A 19,835-nucleotide genomic window follows, 5' to 3' on the forward strand; every position below is an offset into this window, starting at 1 on the left:
CGTCACGCACTGGCCCCGGAGAGCACCGCCTGATCGCGGGACTCCCAGGCGGTCACGAAGGCCTGAAACCGGCGCGCCATTTCGGCCACGGCCTGGTCGTCGGTTGTCTTGCCGGCAAGCCAGTCGCGGGCAGGCTGGGCGAAAATGGTGCGACCGATTGCAAAGCCCTTGACCCAGGGCGTCGCGGCAGAAGCCTCGAAGGCTTCCATCAGTTCCTCGGCTGGCGCATCGAGGCCAAGAATGACCACGCCACGGCAATGCGGATCGCGCGCCTCGATCACAGCACCGATTTTCTCCCACGCCTTCCTGTCGCGCTGACCCTCAAGCTTCCACCAGTCAGGGCGCAGCCCGGTATCGTAGAGACGCGAGAGGATGGACGACACGGTATCGGAATTGAGGGCACCGTTCTTGCCCGCAATGATCTCGATCAGGATTTCCTTCCCCAGCTTGCGGCAGGCATCCTGAGCCCGGATCAATTCGCGCTCCTGACGCTGCTTCAGTTCCTCAGGATCATCGGGGTGATAGAAACACAGGCACTTGATCACCTGCTCACTCGGCCATTCCACCAGATGCGCCCCAAGCGACCCGCCGCACTCGAAATCGAGCGGACGCGAGCCGGTTTTCTCGATGGGGCGTGCAGTCCATAGCCCGGCATGAGAGGCCTCGAACAACGCATCCTGCCCGTAGCGACCATCCATGAACACACCAAAACCGGCACGCCCCTGAGCGACAGATTTTGCGGCCTCGACAGCGAGTTTCTTGAATTTGGGAATACGGTCGAATGAGGCTCCCACCGCCGTGGCAATTTCCTCAAGCTGCAACCGGTGGTCGCACGCAAGCGCCATGATGGGCGTTGTCTGCTGACGGCGCGTCGTGACCCAGTGCAGGTGATTGATGGCAGTGTCGCGGCGCAGGGCGCGCTCATTGCTGCCCTTTTCGAGGAAGTAGCTCAGTTCTTCCCATGTCGGAATTTCCGACGAGCACAGAAGGCGCGAGACAGCGAAGGCCCCGCAGGCATTGGCGAAGCGACAGCACTCGGCAATCTTCTCGCCCCTGACCCAGCCGCGCAGGAAGCCCGACATGAAGGCATCGCCCGCCCCGAGTGTATTATAGACCTCAACCGGAAAGCCGGGGCCCGAAATACCGTCTTCGAGCGTCTCGGGAATGGCACCGTCGAACACGACGCATCCCATCGGGCCACGCTTGCAGACGATCGTGCCACTGGACACAGCCCGGATAGCCCGAATGGCCTCAAGCGTATCCTCGCTGCCCCCGGCAATATGCAGCTCTTCCTCGGTACCGACGATCAGATCGCATTCCGGCAGGATTTCCATGAGATGCCGCGTGACATTCTCGGATTTCACATAGCGCGACTCACCATCGCCAATGCCGGCCAGACCCCACAGATTGGGGCGGTAATCCACATCGAACACCACCTTGCCGCCATGCGCATGGACAAGATCCATCGCCTTGCGCTGCGCCCTGGCTGAAGCCGGGCGCGAGAAATGCGTGCCGGTCACGACAACTGTTTTGGCGCGGGCGATCAGTGCGGGATCGATATCGTTTTCGTCCAGCGCTGCATCGGCACAATCGGTGCGATAGAACAGAAGCGGGAAGTTCTCACGATCACGCACCCCCAGAATGGCGAGCGCCGTAAAACGATCGGGATCGACGCGCACGCCATCGGTGCACACACCCTCGCGCTGCAATTGCTCGGTGATGAAGCGCCCGAAATGCTCATGACCCACGCGGGTGACGATGGCCGATTTCAGGCCGAGCCGCGATGTGCCGATGGCGATATTGGCCGGGCAACCACCGACTGCCTTGCTGAAACTGGCCATATCTTCCAGCCGGCCACCAATCTGCTGCCCGTATAGATCGACTGAGGAACGTCCTATGGCGATGATATCGAGATCCTGTCCGCGCATCCCCGACTCCTGCAAGCATGTTACGTTGCGCATGATAAGAACATACATTCTGTTATTGGTCACGTCATAGAACGTACATTCCCTAATTTTCTTTAACTTCGCACGCTGATGTGATTAACTGCGCGGCAAGGGCGTCATGAGCGACCGGGACACTTCGCCCGGATGCCCGGTTTTGCTATGGAATATCCATTCCCTTTTGCGGATCACCTTGCCTTGACCGATATTGCTGAAGACGCCGTGCCGACCCAGTCCGATTTTGACGCGTTCCACCATCGCTTGCGCCAATGCTATGCGCAGCTTCCCAAGAGACTGGTCCAGCTTGCCGATTTCGTGACCGAGGATCCCGATGAAGTGGCGCTCGGAACGGTCAGCTCCCTGGCAAGACAGGCTGGCGTGCAGCCCTCGACCGTCGTGCGTTTTGCCCGCACGCTGGGTTTTGGCGGCTTTTCGGAAATGCAGGCGGTTTTTCGTGACCGTTTGCGCGTGCGCAACGTGACCTATCGCGAGCGCGTCAATGCGTTGCATCGCGTCGATGGCGAGCCGCTCGAAGCCTCAGTCATTTTCAACGGATTTTACGAGGCAGCGCATGACTCCCTGCGTGCCTTGCAGGCCCATCTGCTGCCCGAACGGCTGGAGGCTGCTGTCACCACCATGGCGCAGGCCAACTGCCTCTATCTTCTGGGGCTGCGCCGTTCCATGCCGGTCATACGCTATCTGTCCTATCTTCTGGCCAAGCTCGATATTCGCCATCAGATCATCGGGCTCGAAACCGGTATGGAAGAAGAAAGCTTTGCCCATGCCGGACCAGAGGATGCAGCTCTGGTGCTGAGCTATACGGATTACGCACCCCGCACGATCGAGCTGTTTCAGGCACTCGAGGCCCGTCATGTGCCGGTTATCGCCATGACGGACAGCGCAGCCAGCCCGGTCATCCCGCAGTCAGGCCTGTGGCTGGAAGTGCATGAAGCCGATTTTCAGGGATTTCGCTCCAATGCAGCCTCGCTGGTGCTCGTTTCAACCCTTGCTGCCGCCATTGCCGAACGCCGGGGCTAGGCGATCAGCAAAGCGCGCCGGCGTACTGGAAATCCCGCATCCGGCTTTAGACCAGACGGCCTGTCACGCGTGGACTGATGGTGGAGATCGTCTTGTCATTGGGCGAGAGGGCAAGCGGCGGAAAAGCGCCATAAGCCTCTAGCTGGGAGAAATAATAGGACGTTACAACGTCGATACCGACATTGCGCACCATCCGATCCAGACCGAGTTGCTGATATTCCTGCGCCCGCAGCGGCAGACAGCATTCGAGCAGCCGGCGCGCGCCCTTGGGCGACACCACATAGGCGCATAGACCAAACGCCTGAAGCAGACGATAGGCGACGCTCTGACGATCCTGCGCCCCAAACGATGCAGCGTTTTTCTGCATGCGCCGCTCATCAAACGTGATCACGCTGCGTGTTACACCGGGCAAAACGTCGATCGTGATCGGTGCATTGAAATTATAACCCAGCAGGACAACGTCCCACTCGGGCGGAAGGGTCGCGATCAATCGCGCGGATTCCGCCTCGAAATTTCGGCATAACAGGGCGTCATCCTCGAAAATCATCAGTGCTTCGTTCTGATGCGCGGCATGGCTCCACAATCCCAGATGGGACAGGGCTGCCCCTATGGCGCCAGGCTTATAGACCAGCCCGGCATCGGCCACGCCACGCTCAACCAGTGACGCGAGCGGGATATCGCGCCCCTCCGCTCCCTCCACGCGTTCGACATCGGGCATATGGGCATTGGCAAGCCGAAATGCCTGCAGCCTCTCAGTGTCACATGCCCTGTTGATGACGACCCTGCGCATAATACTCCCCTGCCATACCTGCCACCATTGCAGGAAAGCCATTCTAGCATAGTGCCGGGCGACGGGAAAAACGCAGGGGTAAAATCATACCGGGACACTGACAGACAGCGGCCTTATCAGACCGCTGCCTTGTGGGGAGAGCCACATACCCGTCAGGGCTTGCGCAGATCACCCAGCCGCGCATGAGCGAAGCAGTCAGTACCCGCGCTGGTGGTCGTAGAGGAGAGATGGATTTTCACCGCGTTCCATCTCGCGAATGACCTCCGCGACATAACGAACCTGTTCCTCCCGTGAGGCTTCGGAAGCCACGTGGGGGGTCAGCGTAATGGCCGGGTGATCCCATAGCGGCGAATGCGGAGACAGAGGCTCCTCGGCCACCACGTCCAGCACGGCACCGCAGAGATGCCCCGCATCCAGCAGGGCCAGTAGATCAGCCTCTACCAGATGATCGCCGCGACCGACATTGACAAGCCCTGCACCGCGCGGCAATTGCGTGAGGGTTGCCTTGTTCAGGAGGTGTCGTGTCTGTGGTGTGCTGGGCAGGAGATTGACCAGCAGATCGGCCTGGCCGAGAACGTGCTCAAGCCCTTGCGACCCGCTGAAAAGACTGACAGGCCCGTCTGCGCTTTCCCCTTGCGAGCGACGCCAGGCGCAGACTTCAAATCCGGCACGTGCAAGGCTTTGCGCCACCACCGCCCCGATCTGCCCATAACCAAGCACAGCGACGCGGGTACCGGCGCTGGTGCGAGAGACCAGATTGCGCACCCATTCATGCCGGGCCTGCTGCACGGCCCATGTCCGGGCGTCGCGCAAAAGGGTCATGCACGCCCATAAAACATAATCGGCCATCAGCCGCGCCGTATCGCCACCCCCCATGCGCACGAGCGGCACATGACGGGGAAAGGCCGGACTTCTGACGAGGTGATTGACGCCTGCGCCCGTGCACAGGATACCGTGCAGATGCCCCATGGCGCGCAGATCATCGTCATCGGCCTCCCAGACCAGCGCATACTGCGCCGCATCACGGGGCGTGGCAGGATCGAACCAGGACAGGATCTCGATATCGGGCGCATGGGTGGCGAAGGAATCGCGCCAGCCTGCAAAGGCTTCCGGCCCATCAGCACTGATGATCAGACGTGGTGCCATGACTACGCTCTCCTGCCTGCACCAAGGAACATGATGCCGTGCCGTCAGGCCAGACTGGCACGTCTGAGCGGCATCGTCATGCAGTGTATGCTGCCACCGCCTTGTGAAAACTCGTCAAGTTCAGGCTCCAGCACGGTCAGACCATGATCGCGCAACATGGCATTGACGCGGCGCGAATGACGGGGGCTTACCACCCGACCCTCACCCAGCGCCAGCACATTGCACGCCATATCACGCATGGCCTCCTTGTAGGTCACGGGAAGAATACGGATGCCCTGCGCCTCGAACCAGGCGAGGTCTTCATCCTCCAGCACATCCGTCACGCCAATGGCGAGCCCTTCGGTCACCATCGTGAAAATCACATCCAGATGCAGGAAATGCTCGGGGAAATGGACCATGCGGCATGTCCAGCCTGCCGCTTCGAAAGGCTTGAGAAAGGCCTGCGCCCCCTCGACGGTTGTACGGTCGCCACTGACACCCACCACAACCAGGCCGGGGCGAATGATATGGATATCGCCCCCCTCGACATAACCCTCAGTGCAGTATCCGGTGATCTCATCTTCGGCGTAAAAAGCCTCAATACCCTCCTGCTCGGGCTGGCGCTCGGGGCGCATCAGGCGCGTGACGACCGTGCCCCACGGGGTCGTTTGCGACGAATCGCGTGTATAGACCTGATAGGGCTGGCCCTCCCGCGGGGTGAGGAAATGGCAATGAACGCCAGCCTCTTCCAGCACGTGTACCAGCCCGGCAAATTGCGCTTTCAGCTTTGCCGGGTCCGGACGTGCGCCCGTGGCAAGGGTGCGTATGGCGATATCGTTGCTCGGGTTCCAGGTGTAGAAATCAGGCGGGCAGAGCAGCACATCCGACAATGTTCCGGTTTCGCTATCAATGAACCAGCGATTGGCAGTCATGCACGGCGCTCCTGTTGAAGGCAGACCCGGCGGGGCAGGTTCTGCCGGCTGCGACCCTGCCTGACGCAAGGCCCGTTGAGGCATCTGGCAGGCCATCAACGCCCGTCAGGTATGAGCGAGGCTAGGAGCCACCGGATCATTTCTCAATTATAATGAGATGGAGTTTGGTTTGGCGTTTCATAAATTATCGCCTGCGCCCCACCCGGCATACTCCCTGTAACCGACCCGGCTTTTGCCAAAGCCCGACAGAAGGCTGGCAGATGAACGGTTGATCGTGTCGCAAGGGGAGATATCATCACGTGTTTGCTGAAGCAGGATTCCCGCCTTTGTCACGTATCCGCACCAACGCCACGCCACGACGCCCACCTCGCGCCAGCGGGTTTCAGGGGCGTATCGCCGAGGTCGATCTGCGCCTGCTGCGTGTCTTTGCCTGCGTGGCACAGCATGGCGGTTTCGCTGCGGCAGAACTGGCGCTGGGCAAGAGCAAATCCTCGATCAGCATTGACATTGCCGCCCTTGAGAACCGGCTGAGCATGGTGTTGTGCCACCGTGGGCGCGCAGGTTTTGCCCTGACGAATGAGGGCCAGGGGGTACTCGATGCCACGACGCGCCTCTTTACCGATATCGATCTGTTCCAGCAGCGCATCAATGATGTCAGCGGAACGCTCTCGGGGCGGTTCTGCCTCTATCTGCCCGACAACATCCAGTTTCATGGCGAAACCGCCCTGTTGCGGGCCATCCAGATCTTTACCAGTCGCTATCCTGCGGTCGAGATGGATGTGCGCTCGGCCTCGACACGCGATGTGGAATTTGCCGTGCGTAACGGGACGGCAACGGCCGGGATTACGCTCTATCCGCACCAGCAGCCCGAAATGGAAGCAACCGCCCTCTTCAGCGAACGGTCCAATCTTTACTGCGGCGCCCGCCATCCGCTTTTTGACCGCCCGGAAGACACGATCGATATCGCCACGCTCGCCGAGGCACGCATGATCAGTGTCAGCGATGCCGCCTCTTCCCCGCGATGGGATGAGCTGCGCCCTTCCATGAATTTCGCGGCGCGCGCCGATAATATCGACTCACGCGCCCTGCTGATCCTGTCGGGCATGTATGTCGGTTTTCTGCCCGAGCTGTTCGTGACGCAGATGGTCCAGCAGGACAGGCTGCGCCATATCGTGTTCAATGACCTGCATCTGGTGAATCATTTCTACTTCCTGATACGCCCCACCCCGGAGAACGGGCTCATGGCCGAAACCTTCCGCGCCATTCTGGAAGAAACATGCTGATGCGCCGCCTCATCGCCTGCCTCGCGCTGCTGGTCGCGTTCCTCTCATCCGCCTCCGGCTTTGCCCAGGACCGCCCGGCCTTCATCGAAAACGGAACGCTGCGTATCTGCACCAATCCGACCCTGCCCCCCATGACATTCGTCAACGGGGCAGATCTTTCTGCGCTGGACGGGTTCGATATCGCGCTGGCGCGTGAGCTGGGCGCCTATTGGCATGTCCCCGTTCAATTCGAGACGATGGATTTCACAGGGCTTTTTCCGAGCCTCGGGGCGGGGCGGTGCAGTCTGGTCATGAGCGGGGTGCTCAAACAGGCGTCGCGCGAGCGGCTGTTTGATGCGGTCGCCTATCTCGAAACATCTCCCGTTGTGGTGGCCCCCAGCCAGATCGCTCCGGTGAGCAGTTTCGACGCCCTTGCGGGGCAGAGCCTCGCTGTTGAATCAGGGACGAGCTATGCCGCTCGTATCGAGGAAATCAACCAGGGTCTGGCTGCACGTGGCAAGGCCCCGATCATGCTTCAGCAATATCCGAGCGAAGATCAGGTAGTGCAGCAGGTTCTGGTTGGACGGTCACAGAATTTTCTGAGTCAGGATGTCGAGCTTTTCTATCGACAGGCCCAGCTGGGCAGCAAGCTGCATGTCATCTTCACCCCGTCCCTGCCGGGCTATTCGGAATTTGCGATTTATCTGCGCCGCACCGGGCAGGACAAGGCGTTGCTGGATGGGGCCATCGCCACGCTGAAGCAGCAGGGCAAGATCGCAGCTCTTGAGAAAAAATGGAATGTCGGCCCCGCCGCACGGGCGGCGCTCGGTGTGCACAGTGAAAGACCGCGCTTCAACACAACCACGTTTTTCTCAGCCCTTTTTTCGATGGCGTTCCTTAAGGGCGCCGTCATGACGCTGGCAATTGCGCTCGCCTCTCATGCGGCGGCCATCGTCATCTCCATTCCCATTGCCCTGAAACTCAACGCCCCGCGCTCTCTCTGGCATCCTTTCCTGCGGGCCTATGTCGCTGTTTTTCGTGGTGCGCCGACATTGCTGCAACTTCTTTTCATCTGGAATGCCCTGCCGCAATTCTTTCCGGTGTTTCGCGAAAGCTGGTTCTCGCCTTTCCTGGCCACCTGGATCTGCCTGTCGATCAATGAGTCGGCCTATCAGGTCGAGATCAATCGGGCGGCGCTGAGCGCTATCGACCCCGGACAGCTGGCAGGGGGGCAGGCACTGGGCATGAGTCAGGCACAGATCTACCGCCATGTGATCTTTCCCCAGGCCCTGCGTGTGGCGCTGCCGCCCACCATCAATGAGTTCATTTCACTGCTCAAGACAACCTCGCTGGCTTCGGTCATCTCCCTGCAGGAACTGCTGTTCATCACGCAGGTTCAGGTGGCGCGCAGCTTCGAGTTTACCGAATATTACGCTGCGGCGCTGGTCTATTATCTTGTCATGGTGTTCGCCTTTCTGCACCTGCAAAAGCGCATCGAAACACGGTTTGTCTGGGCAAGCCGCGCCGGCAGCGCCGCCAGACCCGGCATGACCACGGAAAACCCCGCAGGCAGGGCGGCGGCTGGTACCGCAGAGGCGGAGACATCAAACCATGTTGCATAATCTGCCCCCCAACCCTGATTGCGCCCTCAGCCTGCGCAAGCTCAGCAAATTCTATGGCGAGTTTCTCGCGCTGGACCGGGTGAGCCTCGATATCGATCATGGCGAGAAAATTGTCGTTCTGGGGCCATCGGGATCAGGAAAATCGACCTTTATCCGCACGCTGAACCGTATCGAGCCCCATGATAGTGGGGTGCTCATGATCGATGGTGAGGTGATCGACAACAAGACAAGCCTGCCCCTGCTGCGCGGGGCGGTGGGGATGGTGTTTCAGAATTATAATCTCTTTCCGCATCTCACCGTGCTGGAAAACTGCACACTTGCCCCGCGTCTTGTCCGCAAGGCCCATCGCGACGCGACGGAATCGCTCGCCCGAGGCTATCTGGAGCAGGTGGGTATTGGCGAACAGGCCGATAAATATCCGATCCAGCTTTCAGGAGGCCAGCAGCAGCGTGTCGCGATTGCCCGCGCCCTGTGTATGGCGCCCGATATCATTCTCTTCGACGAACCTACCGCGGCTCTGGACCCGGAAGCCATCAAGGGTGTGATCAGCATTATCAACGCCCTGGCCGAGCGACGCATCACCACAATCTGCGTCACGCATGAAATGGGGTTTGCGCGTCATATTGCCGACCGCGTGGTGTTCATGGACAAGGGCGTCGTGCTGGAGGCCTCCCCCCCGGAGAAGTTTTTTACAGCACCCGATACGGCCCGTGCGCGCCAGTTTCTGGACCAGATGATTCACCACACGTGACAAAGGCGCCTCAAAGCGCGTGATCTTGGAAGATTTGCCATAAATTCCGTGAATGACGCGATATGGGTAACGATCTGACAAAGTGAGGTTTGGTTTTTTTCAATCGAACAGGATGTCATTTCGTCTCTTCAATGACAGGGAAGCCACTGACGGGAGTCCTTTTCATGATGACGCGCCTGCCCAAAGGATTTCGCCGCCTCACCAGCACGGCGCTTTCGCTCTCTGCCGGGATCGCTCTGGCTGGCTCTGGATTGGACGGGTCCTGTTTGGGCGGTGTGGCCCACGCAGCAGCAAGCCCGCACACCACGACACCCAATCATCCCCTTCATGGCGCTCCCCCATCCCGCGCCACCCATACGCCGCGCAGCAGCACCCATGCCCGGCGCCATGCAGCACCCCATTCCGACCCGGAGGCCATTCAGGTCACGGGCTCACGCGCTCAGCGCTTCCTCACCACGGCGGCCACGGTCAATGTGCTGAGTGGCCGCGAGTTGCAGGAACTGCACATCACCAGCCCCAAGGATATTGCGGCCTACACGCCGGGCCTTACCGCAGTGAATGCAACGTCTGGCAGTACACCTGTCTTCTCGATCCGAGGCATCGGGCTTGATGACTATACCGGCAACAACATGGGCGGGATCGGCATCTATCAGGATGGCGTGTTTGCCCCCTACCCCGTGTTCTATACAGGGCAGATGTTCGACACCCAGTCTGTCGCCGTCGAGAAAGGGCCACAGGGCTTCGATTACGGGCGCAGCGCCACGGGCGGGAACATCGCGGTCGAGACGGTCAAGCCCGACGGAAAATTCGGCGGCTATGTGGATTGGGGCTATAGCAGCTATGGCACCAATACCGCGAGCGCTGCCGTCAATGTGCCGATTACCAACCGTATTCAGAACCGCACCGCCTTTTCCTATATCAATGGCGATGGCTGGCAGCGCGATATCCACACCAACAAACGCTATGGCTCGCAGGATCAGCTCGGTCTGCGCAATCTCACGCGCTTTCTGATCGATGACCGTTCGAGCCTGCTGCTGAATATCCATTACACGCGTGACAAGGGCATCTCGATGTCGCCGCAGGATACGGATGGCGATGCGGTCAATGGTTTTCCGACCGGAACGGTGGGTGTTGGGCCAAATGCGTCCTATAACGCAGTCAATGTGGGCACGAACCGCGTAGGCCGTAACGAGAATGGCGGCGGCGTCTCGATCAATTACACCCATGATTTCAACTGGGGGCAGTTCGTCTCGACCACTGCGTTCGACGCCTTCCGTCGCAGCGATTATGATAATTACGATGGCGAATCAATCAATGTCGGTGATTATCACTGGAACGACACGTCCCTCGCCCAGTCCCATGACATGCATCTCAGGATGGATCTGGCAAAGCGCTTCCACCTGACGGTGGGCGTCTATGAATCCTGGGACAAGATCAACGGAGCCTATACGAGCTACCGTTCCTTTCTGCTCGGCGTGCCCAACGGCAATCTGACGGATCGCTTCGTGCAGCAGAATGTCTCGACCGGGCTCTATCTCAACACGGTCACCCATCTGCTGCGCAATCTCGATTTCATTGCTTCGGGCCGTTTCTCCTGGGATGATCGTGGCTTCAATGGCGGCACGATCGATGATGCTGGTGCGCTGACGACCAAAGGTGCCTATCTCTCACGCCTCGACACCACCCATTCCTATGCCCGCCTGACTGGGCGCGTGGGGCTGCGTTACACCATCATGCCCGGCACACAGGTCTATGCCACCATTTCCAACGGCTACAAGGCGGGTGCCTATTTTGCGGCTCCCGTTTCTGCCCCTCAGGCGCTTGATTACGTGCGTCCTGAAAACATGATCGCTTATGAAGTTGGCGCCAAGACCAGCCTGCTGCACAACCATGTGCAGATCGAAGGCGCGCTTTTCGACTACGAATATCATAACCGCCAGACGCTGTTCGTGGCCGAAATGCCCATGAACATCACCTCACTCAGCCTTGGGCCTATCCCGCGTGCCCGTACCCGTGGCGGGGAGCTGTCGAGCACATTGCATGATCTGATTCCCAATCTCGATCTGCGCGGCTCCTTTGCCTATCTCGATGCGCAGGCCACCAATGCGGTCAATGACATCGGCGGTCTGCCCCTGCTTTCCTCGGTTAGCGCTCATTCGGTGCTGCCTTTTGCCCCGCGCTTCTCCTGGAATGCGGTGGCACGCTATGGCATCGACCTGCCGCGCGCCTATCGTATGACGCTCCAGACCAGCTACACATGGAAGGACAATATGCTGGTGGCCCTGGGTGACCCTAATGGCGTGACCGACAAGATCAGCTCTTTCGGGATGCGCATGGAAGTGGGTCCCAAAACCGGCAAATGGACGGCCGCCGTGTATGTCGACAACATGCTCAACAAGCACGGCAACACCTACTCCTTCACAGGCTCGGATAATTCACGCGTGCAGTTCCTTCAGACGCCGCGCTGGATCGGCTGCGATCTGCGCTATAATTTCTGATCCGGCACGAGCATGACGGGAGACGACACGCCGATGCACCTCGACAGCTTCCTGACACTCTGGGGCGATACACGCCCTTGGGGTGAGGCCATCGCCGATGCCCATCGTCGAGGCTATAACGGGATCGAGGCGCGCATCCCGGAACCGGAAGACCTCGCTGCCTGCGGTACGGCCCTGCGCGACACAGATTGCCCCTATATCGCCATTGCCCTGACCGGCGGCGGGGTCATCCCCCGCCAGAGCGCGACACTGGACGACCATCTGGCCGATCTGGATGAGGCCCTCGGGCGGGCCACGCTCCTCTTCCCCCGCTTCGTGAACGTGCTGGGCGGCAATGATCGCTGGAATGCCGCACTTCAGGCGGAGTTCATTGGTCGTGCCATGAATCTAGGACAGAAGCATGGGCTGACGCTCAGCTTCGAGACCCATCGCGCCCGGCTCTGCGCGACACCCTGGGTCACGCTGGATGTTCTCGCACAGATACCCGAGGCGCTTTTTACCGCCGATATCAGCCATTGGGTGGTGGGCTGCGAGAGACTGCTCGATGACCCCTGCGATGATTTCAGCGCTTTCATCGCGCGCGTGCATCACGTTCAGGCACGCGTGGGCTACGATCAGGGACCGCAGGTCTCGCATCCGGCGGCACCTGAAAATCGCGCCGCACTCGATTTTCACCGCGATTTCTGGCGCCGGATCTGGGTGTCACAGCGCGCACGCGGCTACGCTGTCACAACGCTGACACCGGAATGTGGCCCCGATGGCTACACCCATACCTTGCCCTTCACCGATCTGCCCCTTGCCGACCGCCATGCCATGAATGACTGGCTCAGGCAGGATCAGACGAAATCCTTTGCGGGGTGCTTCCCCGCTTCAGCAGGAGAGTCCTGACATGACAGAAGAGACGTTCACGTCCATTCCGGTAATCGACATTTCCGGGCTGTATTCGGCAGACAAGACCGATCGTCAGAAAGTGGCGGCAGCGCTGCACGAAGCGGCCAGCAGGATCGGGTTTTTCTATATTGCCGGTCATCGCGTCGCGCCCGAGCTTATTGCCGATCTGCGGCAGGCAGCGAAGGATTTCTTCTCCCAGCCTTTTGAGGAGAAGATGAAGCGCTATATCGGCCGCTCTGCCTCGCATAAGGGTTTCGTTCCGGAAGGGGAGGAAATCTACAACAAATCCCGACCCGACCATAAGGAAGCCTTCGATATCGGCTATGAGGTTCCTGCCGATCACCCTCTGGTCCAGGCCGGAACGCCGCTTCTCGGTCCCAATGACTGGCCCGAAATTCCGCTGTTCCGCGAGCGGGCAAGCGCCTATTACAAGGCCGTTTTTGAGCTGGGGCGTGTGTTGTTTCGTGGTTTCGCCCTCGCGCTGGGGCTCGATGAACATAGTTTCGACGATGTGGCGCAGTTCCCTCCCTCGAAACTCCGCATGATCCATTATCCTTTCGACGGCGAGGCGCATGACGCGCCGGGCATTGGCGCGCATACGGATTATGAGTGCTTCACCATCCTGCTGGCTGACCAGCCGGGTCTGGAAGTATTGAACGGCAAGGGTGAGTGGATCGACGCACCGCCCATTCCGGGCAGTTTCGTGGTCAATATCGGCGATATGCTCGAAATGATGACGGCGGGGGCTTTTGTCGCCACTGCCCATCGTGTGCGCAGCGTGAAGGAAGAACGCTACTCCTTCCCGCTTTTCTATGCCTGCGATTATCATCACGAAATACGCCCCCTTCCTGCTTTCGAGAAGGGTGATACCGCCTATGAGGCCGTGAAAATTGGTGATCACATGTGGGCGCAGGCCATGCAGACCTATTCCTACCTCATCGCCAAGCGCGAACGCGGTGAAATTGCCTTGCCTGAGGGAACACGACGCACCAATACATTCGGGCATTTCAGCAAGACGGGAGTGACCGCATGACCGCCCGGACCGAAAAGGAATTGCGTGAGGAACTGGCTGCCGCCTATCGGCTTTACGCGCAGTTCGGCCTGACCGACATGGTCTACACCCATCTCTCCGTGCGTCTGCCGGGTGAGGGGCATCGCTTTCTGGTCAATCCCTATGGGCTGCTCTTCGAGGAGATCACGGCAAGCTCGCTCGTGGTGGTGAATTCAGAAGGCCATCCTCAGCAGGAGACAAGCTGGCCGGTCAATCCGGCTGGGTTCGTGATCCATTCCGCCGTGCACCGGGCTCATCCCGAGGCCGACTGCGTGATGCACAGCCACACGCTCGCGGGCATGGCCATTGCCGCGCAGGAGGAGGGAATCCTGCCCCTGAACCAGATCAATATGGAGTTCTACGGGCGCATTGGCTTTCACCCCTATGAGGGTATTGCGGCAGACGACAATCTGAGCGAGCGCGAGCGTCTGGTGCGCGATCTGGGCGACAATATGGGGCTGATTCTGCAAAATCACGGCCTGCTGACCATTGGAAGCACCGTGGCTCAGGCCTTTTACCGCATGTATTATCTGGAACAGGCCTGCCGCGTGCAGCTCGCCGCGCAATCGACCGGGGCCAGGCTGCACTGCCCGAGCGAGGCCGAGGTGCTGCGCGCGCGCCAGCAATTCGAGACAGACCCCGATCAGGGCCAGATGATCTGGAAGGCCCTGCGCCGCAAGCTGGATCGTGAGCAGCCGGATTACAAGGACTGAGTCAGAGAACCGCCCTGTGCAGGGGATGAGAAAGCCGCACGGAAATTAGTCGTCCTTACAAGGCACTCGTACGGAAGCCCATCCCATTGGGCGCTTCCCATTACTCATGTCCTGACCAGGCACCCGGAATCTGAAGACGACCCAGAACGTAAAAAACCCTCCGGGCCGCGAAGCCCGGAGGGTTTTTCATGTCAGACGAGCGAGAGGATCAGAGAACAACCTTCACGCCGAACTGGAAGGAGCGAAGAACGACACCGTTCTGGGTCCAGGACGAGTTGTAGAGGTAACCGCCATAGGTGCCGAAATCGTAAGGCGATTTGAAGCCAAGCAGGTTGTAGACGTTCGCATAGGCGCTCCAACGGCGGTTGAACTGATAGTTCACCGTCAGATCGACATCCCAGAAGCCCTTGACCTTGCACTGTCCCTGAGGAACGAAGCTGCTGGAGGTCAAGGCATCGGCGCAGTTGCCTGCCGTGCCCGAACCCGTCTGGTCTTCAGCCGTCGTGCGATAGCCGCTGGTGTAATAGACCGTCGGCGTCACAGCCAGCTTGCGCCATGACAGCGTGTTGGACCAGTTGGCGCGCCAGCGGGGCGTTCCCGAGGCAGAAACTGCACCATACGGTCCAAGTGTTCCGGCATAGCGATAGACCGACCCATCGGGGTTGGTCAGGTTCATGCGACGCACGAAGGTCGCTGTACCCTTGCTGTACCAGTGGACTTCATGAAACACGCCGGGAAGCTGTGTGTTGGCTTCGAAGGACAGGTCGAAACCGTCAGTCACAAGCTTGTTCGTGTTGACGTAGCCCAGATTGATGATGCCGGGGCGCAGCTGACCGCTTGGGTTCTGCGGATCGGCAATGTCCGGCGTCACCGTCACACCTGTCGGCAGGGCTTCGCCTGCGAGATAGGCATTCGCCACGTTGGTGGTGCCAACAGGGTTGGGCGCAATGTAGTGGTTCTTGCGGATATAATAGTAATCCGCCATCAGGGTCAGCCAGCGGGTCGGACGGAAGATCGGACCACCCGAGAAATTGGTCGAGGTTTCCGGACGCAGGTTCGGGTTACCGGCCGTGTTCGAGCCGATATAATAGGTCTGCGCGTAGTTGTTGGGCGTGCCGTTGGCGTTCAGATGCTGGCTGATGAAGTTGGCATTATTCGGCGTGTAGGTGGTGTAACCCACATTCGACCCGCCTGTTTCAGCAAAGCTGGGAACGCGGAAGCCCTTCTGGAACGTGCCACGCAGGGTCAGCTTTTCGGTCGGCTTGAACTGCACGCCGAATTTCGGCGAGAAATGGCTGAAGCCTTCTGAATAATGATCGTAACGGCCCGAAGCCTCAGCATCCAGCATCTTCACGATCGGCGCATCAGCCTGGAAGAAGGCCGATTCAACCCAGCGGCTGCCCTGAGCGTTCACCGGATTGATATAGCTGGTGTACTGATTGGCCGGATTGGCCGTATCGAGCGGATTGGCGTTCGGATCGTTCAGCGCTTCGTAACGGATGTTGCCGCCGATGGCGAGCTTGGCCACACCACCCGGCAGGTGGAACAGACCCTTACTGAGCGTGGCTTCGCCCGAATATTCCTGCGTGCGCGCGTTGATGACGTTGCGCGGTGCGATGGAATTCAGCACCGATTGCGAATTCTGCGACGGATCGACGAAATTGTAGCTGCCGCTGGTGATCGCGTTCTGGATGCCGGAAATGGTCGGCACACCCGTGATCGTCTGGTTCAGCAGCGTGTTCATGCCAACGAAGTTGACGTCGTAATTCCAGTCCGAACCCCAACGCGACGGATGCCAGCCATTATAGCGCACCGAACCACGGAAGTTCTGGCTCGTATCCATGGTGGTCGGAATCAGATCGCCAAAGCGATAATTGACCTGAGCCTGCTCACCCTGTGCGGCGTAGGGGTTGTTTGGGTTGAGCGAGCCATCAGCCAGATAGACAGGCAGATAGGTATTCTGCGCCGTTGCCAGCTTCGCCTGGCTGTAGGACGTGCTGCCATAGGTCGAATAGGGTGTACCGGTGATGATGGAGCGCGCCTGCGACCAGGTGAACATGGCGGTCAGCTGTGAACGCTCGGTGACATTGGCCGTGAAATGAGCCGTGGCACTGACGCGACGCAGATCTGGCGCAAGCTGGGCGTATTTCTGCGTATTCCAAGAGCAGGCCTGGCTGGTGCCGGTGCTTCCCCCGACGCTCCCGGTCACAAGCCCATCCAGATCGCGGCACCCGGCCTGCTGATTAAGAAGCGACCAAGGCGCTGTGTTCGTTCCACTTCCTGTCACGGGACGGACGAGTGCGACGGTCGACGGGGCAAAATTGGTGATCGAACCACCGGAAGCAATATTGTCGTTTCCGTTGGAACCACCAATACCGGTTAGATCGCCGTTATTATAAGGCGCGTTCAACTGACGGTAATAGAGCGGGTCGTCCTGCTGATATTCCGAGTTGATGTAGAAGTTATAGCCGTCCTTGTGCAGGTCGCCATGACCCCAGGTGGCGTAGAGGCGCTGATGCCCTGCATCGCCACGCTGTGTCAGGCCACCTTCGGCGTTACCCTCGAAACCCTTGATTTCCTTGCGGGTGATCATGTTGACCACACCGGCAACAGCGTCAGCACCATAGGTTGCCGAGCCGCCATCCTGCAGCACGTCCACGCCCTGCATGATGGATTGCGGCATCCAGTTGGTGTCGACAAAGTTGCGCTCGCCGTCATCGGCCAGCGGGTAGTACGACAGGCGCTGCCCATCCATGAGGACCAGGGTCGAATCCGTGCTGAGACCGCGGAGTGAAGGAGCCGAGGCGCCGGCGGCAAAGCCACCACCCGCCGACCAGGCATTGGTCAGGTTGCCTGCACCGTTGGAAGATAGAAGCTGCAGCGCATCAGTGACGGTCTTGATACCGCGCTGCTGCATGTCCTTCATGGTGATGTGCGTGATTGGTGACGCACTTGTGGTGTTCGGATCGCGGAACAGCGAGCCCGTCACCATGATGGTTTCGGGGCGCGAAGTTGCAGGAGCGTCCCCAACAGGTGCGGAAACTGCCTTGGCGCGCATCGAGCGGCTCTGGGCATTGACCTTAACCTTGCTCTTGGCTGGAGCTTTGGCAGCGTTGGCAGGGATCGTCGATGTTTCGGGCGCTGATACAGTCTGTGCCTGTGCGTCGCTGACGAAATGCAACAGGGCGATACAGGCTGTAGCACTCATCAGCCCAGCCGCGAGGGGTCGCTTGCGGCGAGTTGCTGAGGCGACGATCGGGTCGTGATGACCAGATTCGTTCGTCTCTTTGGGGAGCGTCGTCATAGGGCGTTCCGTCAAAATGGGTTAATCTGCGATAGAGCGCATCGCAACGTTCCTAAGACGTAACGTCCAATCGTTAAGAGCCGCAAGATTGGTTACACGTTTATTACATACTTTGACAAATACTGTGTAATTATGTCACAGTGCTCCACGCTCAGTTACGCAATGAAAAAATATGAAAAACAGTGCGTTACGGGGTGCACCGTCAAAGCACAGCCTTTCACTTTTGCCGGGTTGCGCTCTGAAACAGGTGCATTTCAGCCGGGCGCGTAACGATCACCTCCATGATGCCATCAGAGCGACTCATCCTGCGCATGGCTCGACATAAGCATAAAAAAAGCGGGGCTCATGGCCCCGCCTCTTTCTCCCTCGTCTCAAGAAGGAAACCGGTCAGTCAGTGGGAGAAACCCTTGGCTGAAGCGCGGGTGGAGTGGAGATGGGCTTCCACTTCCGGGTCCAGCTTCAGGAAGTAGGTCAGAACCGCACTGATGAAGTAGATGATAGAGTAGACAACCATCACACCGAACACCCCGAAGGCAGGCTCGAAGATGTAGACGATGGCCGGGCCGATCCAGACACTGGCACCTGCACCGAGGTTCAGCAGCGACATGGCGGCTGCCTTGTTCTCGGGAGCGAGGTAAGGCATCAGGGCCGACAGCGGCACATAGCCAGCCAGGGTCATGCCATAGAAGGCGCCAGCGATCATGACGATGAACAGATGGTCAGGGCCCAGCAGCGTCGGTGCGAAATACAGTGCCATGGTGCTCAGCGTCGAGCCGATACCACCCATGATCAGCACCGTGTAGCGCCAGCTCAGCTTGTCACTGATGATACCCAGGAACAGGTTAAAAAAGATGTTGCTGATGAAGATGGCCTGAAGAACAGCCAGCCACTGCCCCATGGTGAAGCCGAGCGTATGGGTGAAGTAGAGCGGCATGAACACCAGGAAGCCGAACTCGGCAGAGGTGTTGATGGCACGCACAATGCAGCCAATACCCACTTTCGGACGCTGCCAGCCGATGGCCAGCGACATGAAGAGGGTCTTGATGGCTCCCTTGTTGCCGGTTTCGACGCGAGGCACGCGGTTCATGCCGAGCAGGGCCAGCGCACCACCGAAGACGACGAAGCTCAGGGCGACCCAAAGGGTTGCATAACCACCGATGATGGGCAGCAGCACACCGGCAATCGTCGTGCCCAGCGTGGGCAGACCTGCCGTAAAGCAGAACCAGAACCAGCCGACGGCGGAACCCAGTTTTTGCACGGGCGCCGTGTTCACAACCCAGACGAGAAAGCCGAAGGCGAAGAGCGGATAGCCAAAGCCACGCAGACCGTAAAACAGCGTGATCAATGTCCAGGACTTAGACGGCAGGGCGAAACCCAGGAACCCGATCTGGAACAGGATCCAGATGGCGAGGCCCACAAGCATGACCTTGCGGCTGCCCCACATGTCGGAAAGGGCACCCGAGGCCCAGGCCGATACAGCTGCCGTCAGACCATAGATGGTAAACAGACCGGCAACGTCATGCTCCTGAAAACCAAGCGAGACGAGATAAGGAGAGAGGTAACCACTCTCTACGCCGTCACCGATCATGAAGAGCAGGGTGCCGATAAAGCCCCAGATCATGATCGGCGGAATGCCGGCCCATGAGATGAACCGTCCGAAAGCCGTCTGTGGCTCAATGTCTGGCAAAGTGTCGGTTGCGGACCGTGCCCCGCCGACGAATGTCCCGCCTGCCATTGTGTTTCTCCTGAGTCTCAAAAAAGGCATCTTGCTGCCCTGCAGCGTGCCTGGCCCGTCCTCCTTTGCGCGGGTTGCCCCCCTCCGGCAAATCACAAAAAAGAGTTATAGTTACCAGACAGTCTGTTCGTATGAGACATTCAAGCTGTCAGAATTGATATGATAAACGTTTTTTAATGA

Annotated in this window: 14 protein-coding genes; 8 read left to right on the plus strand and 6 right to left on the minus strand. The window is 59.2% G+C overall.

Annotated features, from left to right (window positions below; genetic code table 11):
• Nucleotides 1-2 precede the first annotated feature (2 nt).
• Nucleotides 3-1,928 (minus strand): bifunctional 5-dehydro-2-deoxygluconokinase/5-dehydro-2-deoxyphosphogluconate aldolase, encoded by a 1,926-nt coding sequence (locus ACWNRM_RS09230; protein ID WP_485170509.1) that lies wholly within the window; start codon nt 1,926-1,928, stop codon nt 3-5.
• A gap of 213 nt (nt 1,929-2,141) precedes the next feature.
• Here ACWNRM_RS09230 and ACWNRM_RS09235 point away from each other — a divergent pair, with 213 nt between their 5' ends.
• Nucleotides 2,142-2,981 (plus strand): MurR/RpiR family transcriptional regulator, encoded by an 840-nt coding sequence (locus tag ACWNRM_RS09235; RefSeq protein WP_231944628.1) that lies wholly within the window; start codon nt 2,142-2,144, stop codon nt 2,979-2,981.
• Between the two features lie 46 nt (nt 2,982-3,027).
• Here the strand turns inward: ACWNRM_RS09235 and ACWNRM_RS09240 are convergent, their stop codons facing one another.
• The 3 genes from ACWNRM_RS09240 to ACWNRM_RS09250 form a co-directional block, all read right to left on the minus strand.
• Nucleotides 3,028-3,771, minus strand: a complete 744-nt coding sequence (locus ACWNRM_RS09240) for a glycosyltransferase family 25 protein (RefSeq protein ID WP_485170511.1) — start codon at nt 3,769-3,771, stop codon at nt 3,028-3,030.
• 195 nt (nt 3,772-3,966) lie between these two features.
• The gene (locus ACWNRM_RS09245; RefSeq protein WP_485170512.1) at nt 3,967-4,917 is read right to left on the minus strand and encodes a 2-hydroxyacid dehydrogenase; all 951 of its coding nucleotides are present in this window, start codon (nt 4,915-4,917) and stop codon (nt 3,967-3,969) included.
• A 44-nt stretch (nt 4,918-4,961) separates the two neighbouring features.
• The gene (locus tag ACWNRM_RS09250) at nt 4,962-5,828 is read right to left on the minus strand and encodes a dimethylarginine dimethylaminohydrolase family protein (protein ID WP_485170513.1); all 867 of its coding nucleotides are present in this window, start codon (nt 5,826-5,828) and stop codon (nt 4,962-4,964) included.
• A gap of 326 nt (nt 5,829-6,154) precedes the next feature.
• Between ACWNRM_RS09250 and ACWNRM_RS09255 the strand changes: the two genes are divergently transcribed.
• The 7 genes from ACWNRM_RS09255 to ACWNRM_RS09285 all read left to right on the plus strand — a co-directional run bounded on the left by ACWNRM_RS09255 (nt 6,155) and on the right by ACWNRM_RS09285 (nt 14,616).
• A complete protein-coding gene (locus ACWNRM_RS09255; RefSeq protein WP_485170514.1) occupies nt 6,155-7,111 on the plus strand; it encodes a LysR family transcriptional regulator in 957 nt (318 codons plus the stop codon).
• Nucleotides 7,111-8,712, plus strand: a complete 1,602-nt coding sequence (locus tag ACWNRM_RS09260; protein ID WP_485170515.1) for an ABC transporter substrate-binding protein/permease — start codon at nt 7,111-7,113, stop codon at nt 8,710-8,712. Before ACWNRM_RS09255 ends, ACWNRM_RS09260 begins: the two co-directional genes overlap by 1 nt.
• A complete protein-coding gene (locus ACWNRM_RS09265) occupies nt 8,702-9,463 on the plus strand; it encodes an amino acid ABC transporter ATP-binding protein (protein WP_062163845.1) in 762 nt (253 codons plus the stop codon). The genes ACWNRM_RS09260 and ACWNRM_RS09265 overlap by 11 nt, the downstream gene beginning before the upstream one ends.
• Nucleotides 9,464-9,627: 164 nt before the next feature.
• On the plus strand, nt 9,628-11,961 hold the full coding sequence (locus ACWNRM_RS09270; protein ID WP_485170516.1) for a TonB-dependent receptor: 2,334 nt from the start codon (nt 9,628-9,630) through the stop codon (nt 11,959-11,961).
• Between the two features lie 12 nt (nt 11,962-11,973).
• Nucleotides 11,974-12,849, plus strand: a complete 876-nt coding sequence (locus ACWNRM_RS09275; RefSeq protein WP_485170517.1) for a sugar phosphate isomerase/epimerase family protein — start codon at nt 11,974-11,976, stop codon at nt 12,847-12,849.
• A gap of 1 nt (nt 12,850) precedes the next feature.
• Complete coding sequence (locus ACWNRM_RS09280; RefSeq protein WP_485170518.1) at nt 12,851-13,885, plus strand: isopenicillin N synthase family dioxygenase; 1,035 nt, start codon at nt 12,851-12,853, stop codon at nt 13,883-13,885.
• Entirely contained in the window at nt 13,882-14,616 is a 735-nt protein-coding gene (locus ACWNRM_RS09285) for a class II aldolase/adducin family protein (protein ID WP_485170519.1), read from the plus strand. The genes ACWNRM_RS09280 and ACWNRM_RS09285 overlap by 4 nt, the downstream gene beginning before the upstream one ends.
• Nucleotides 14,617-14,824: 208 nt before the next feature.
• Here ACWNRM_RS09285 and ACWNRM_RS09290 read toward each other — a convergent pair whose 3' ends face one another.
• Nucleotides 14,825-17,824 (minus strand): TonB-dependent receptor plug domain-containing protein, encoded by a 3,000-nt coding sequence (locus ACWNRM_RS09290; protein ID WP_485170597.1) that lies wholly within the window; start codon nt 17,822-17,824, stop codon nt 14,825-14,827.
• Between the two features lie 487 nt (nt 17,825-18,311).
• The gene (locus tag ACWNRM_RS09295; protein WP_062163840.1) at nt 18,312-19,655 is read right to left on the minus strand and encodes an MFS transporter; all 1,344 of its coding nucleotides are present in this window, start codon (nt 19,653-19,655) and stop codon (nt 18,312-18,314) included.
• Between the last annotated feature and the right edge of the window lie 180 nt (nt 19,656-19,835).

The organism is Asaia sp. A2, from assembly GCF_057319415.1.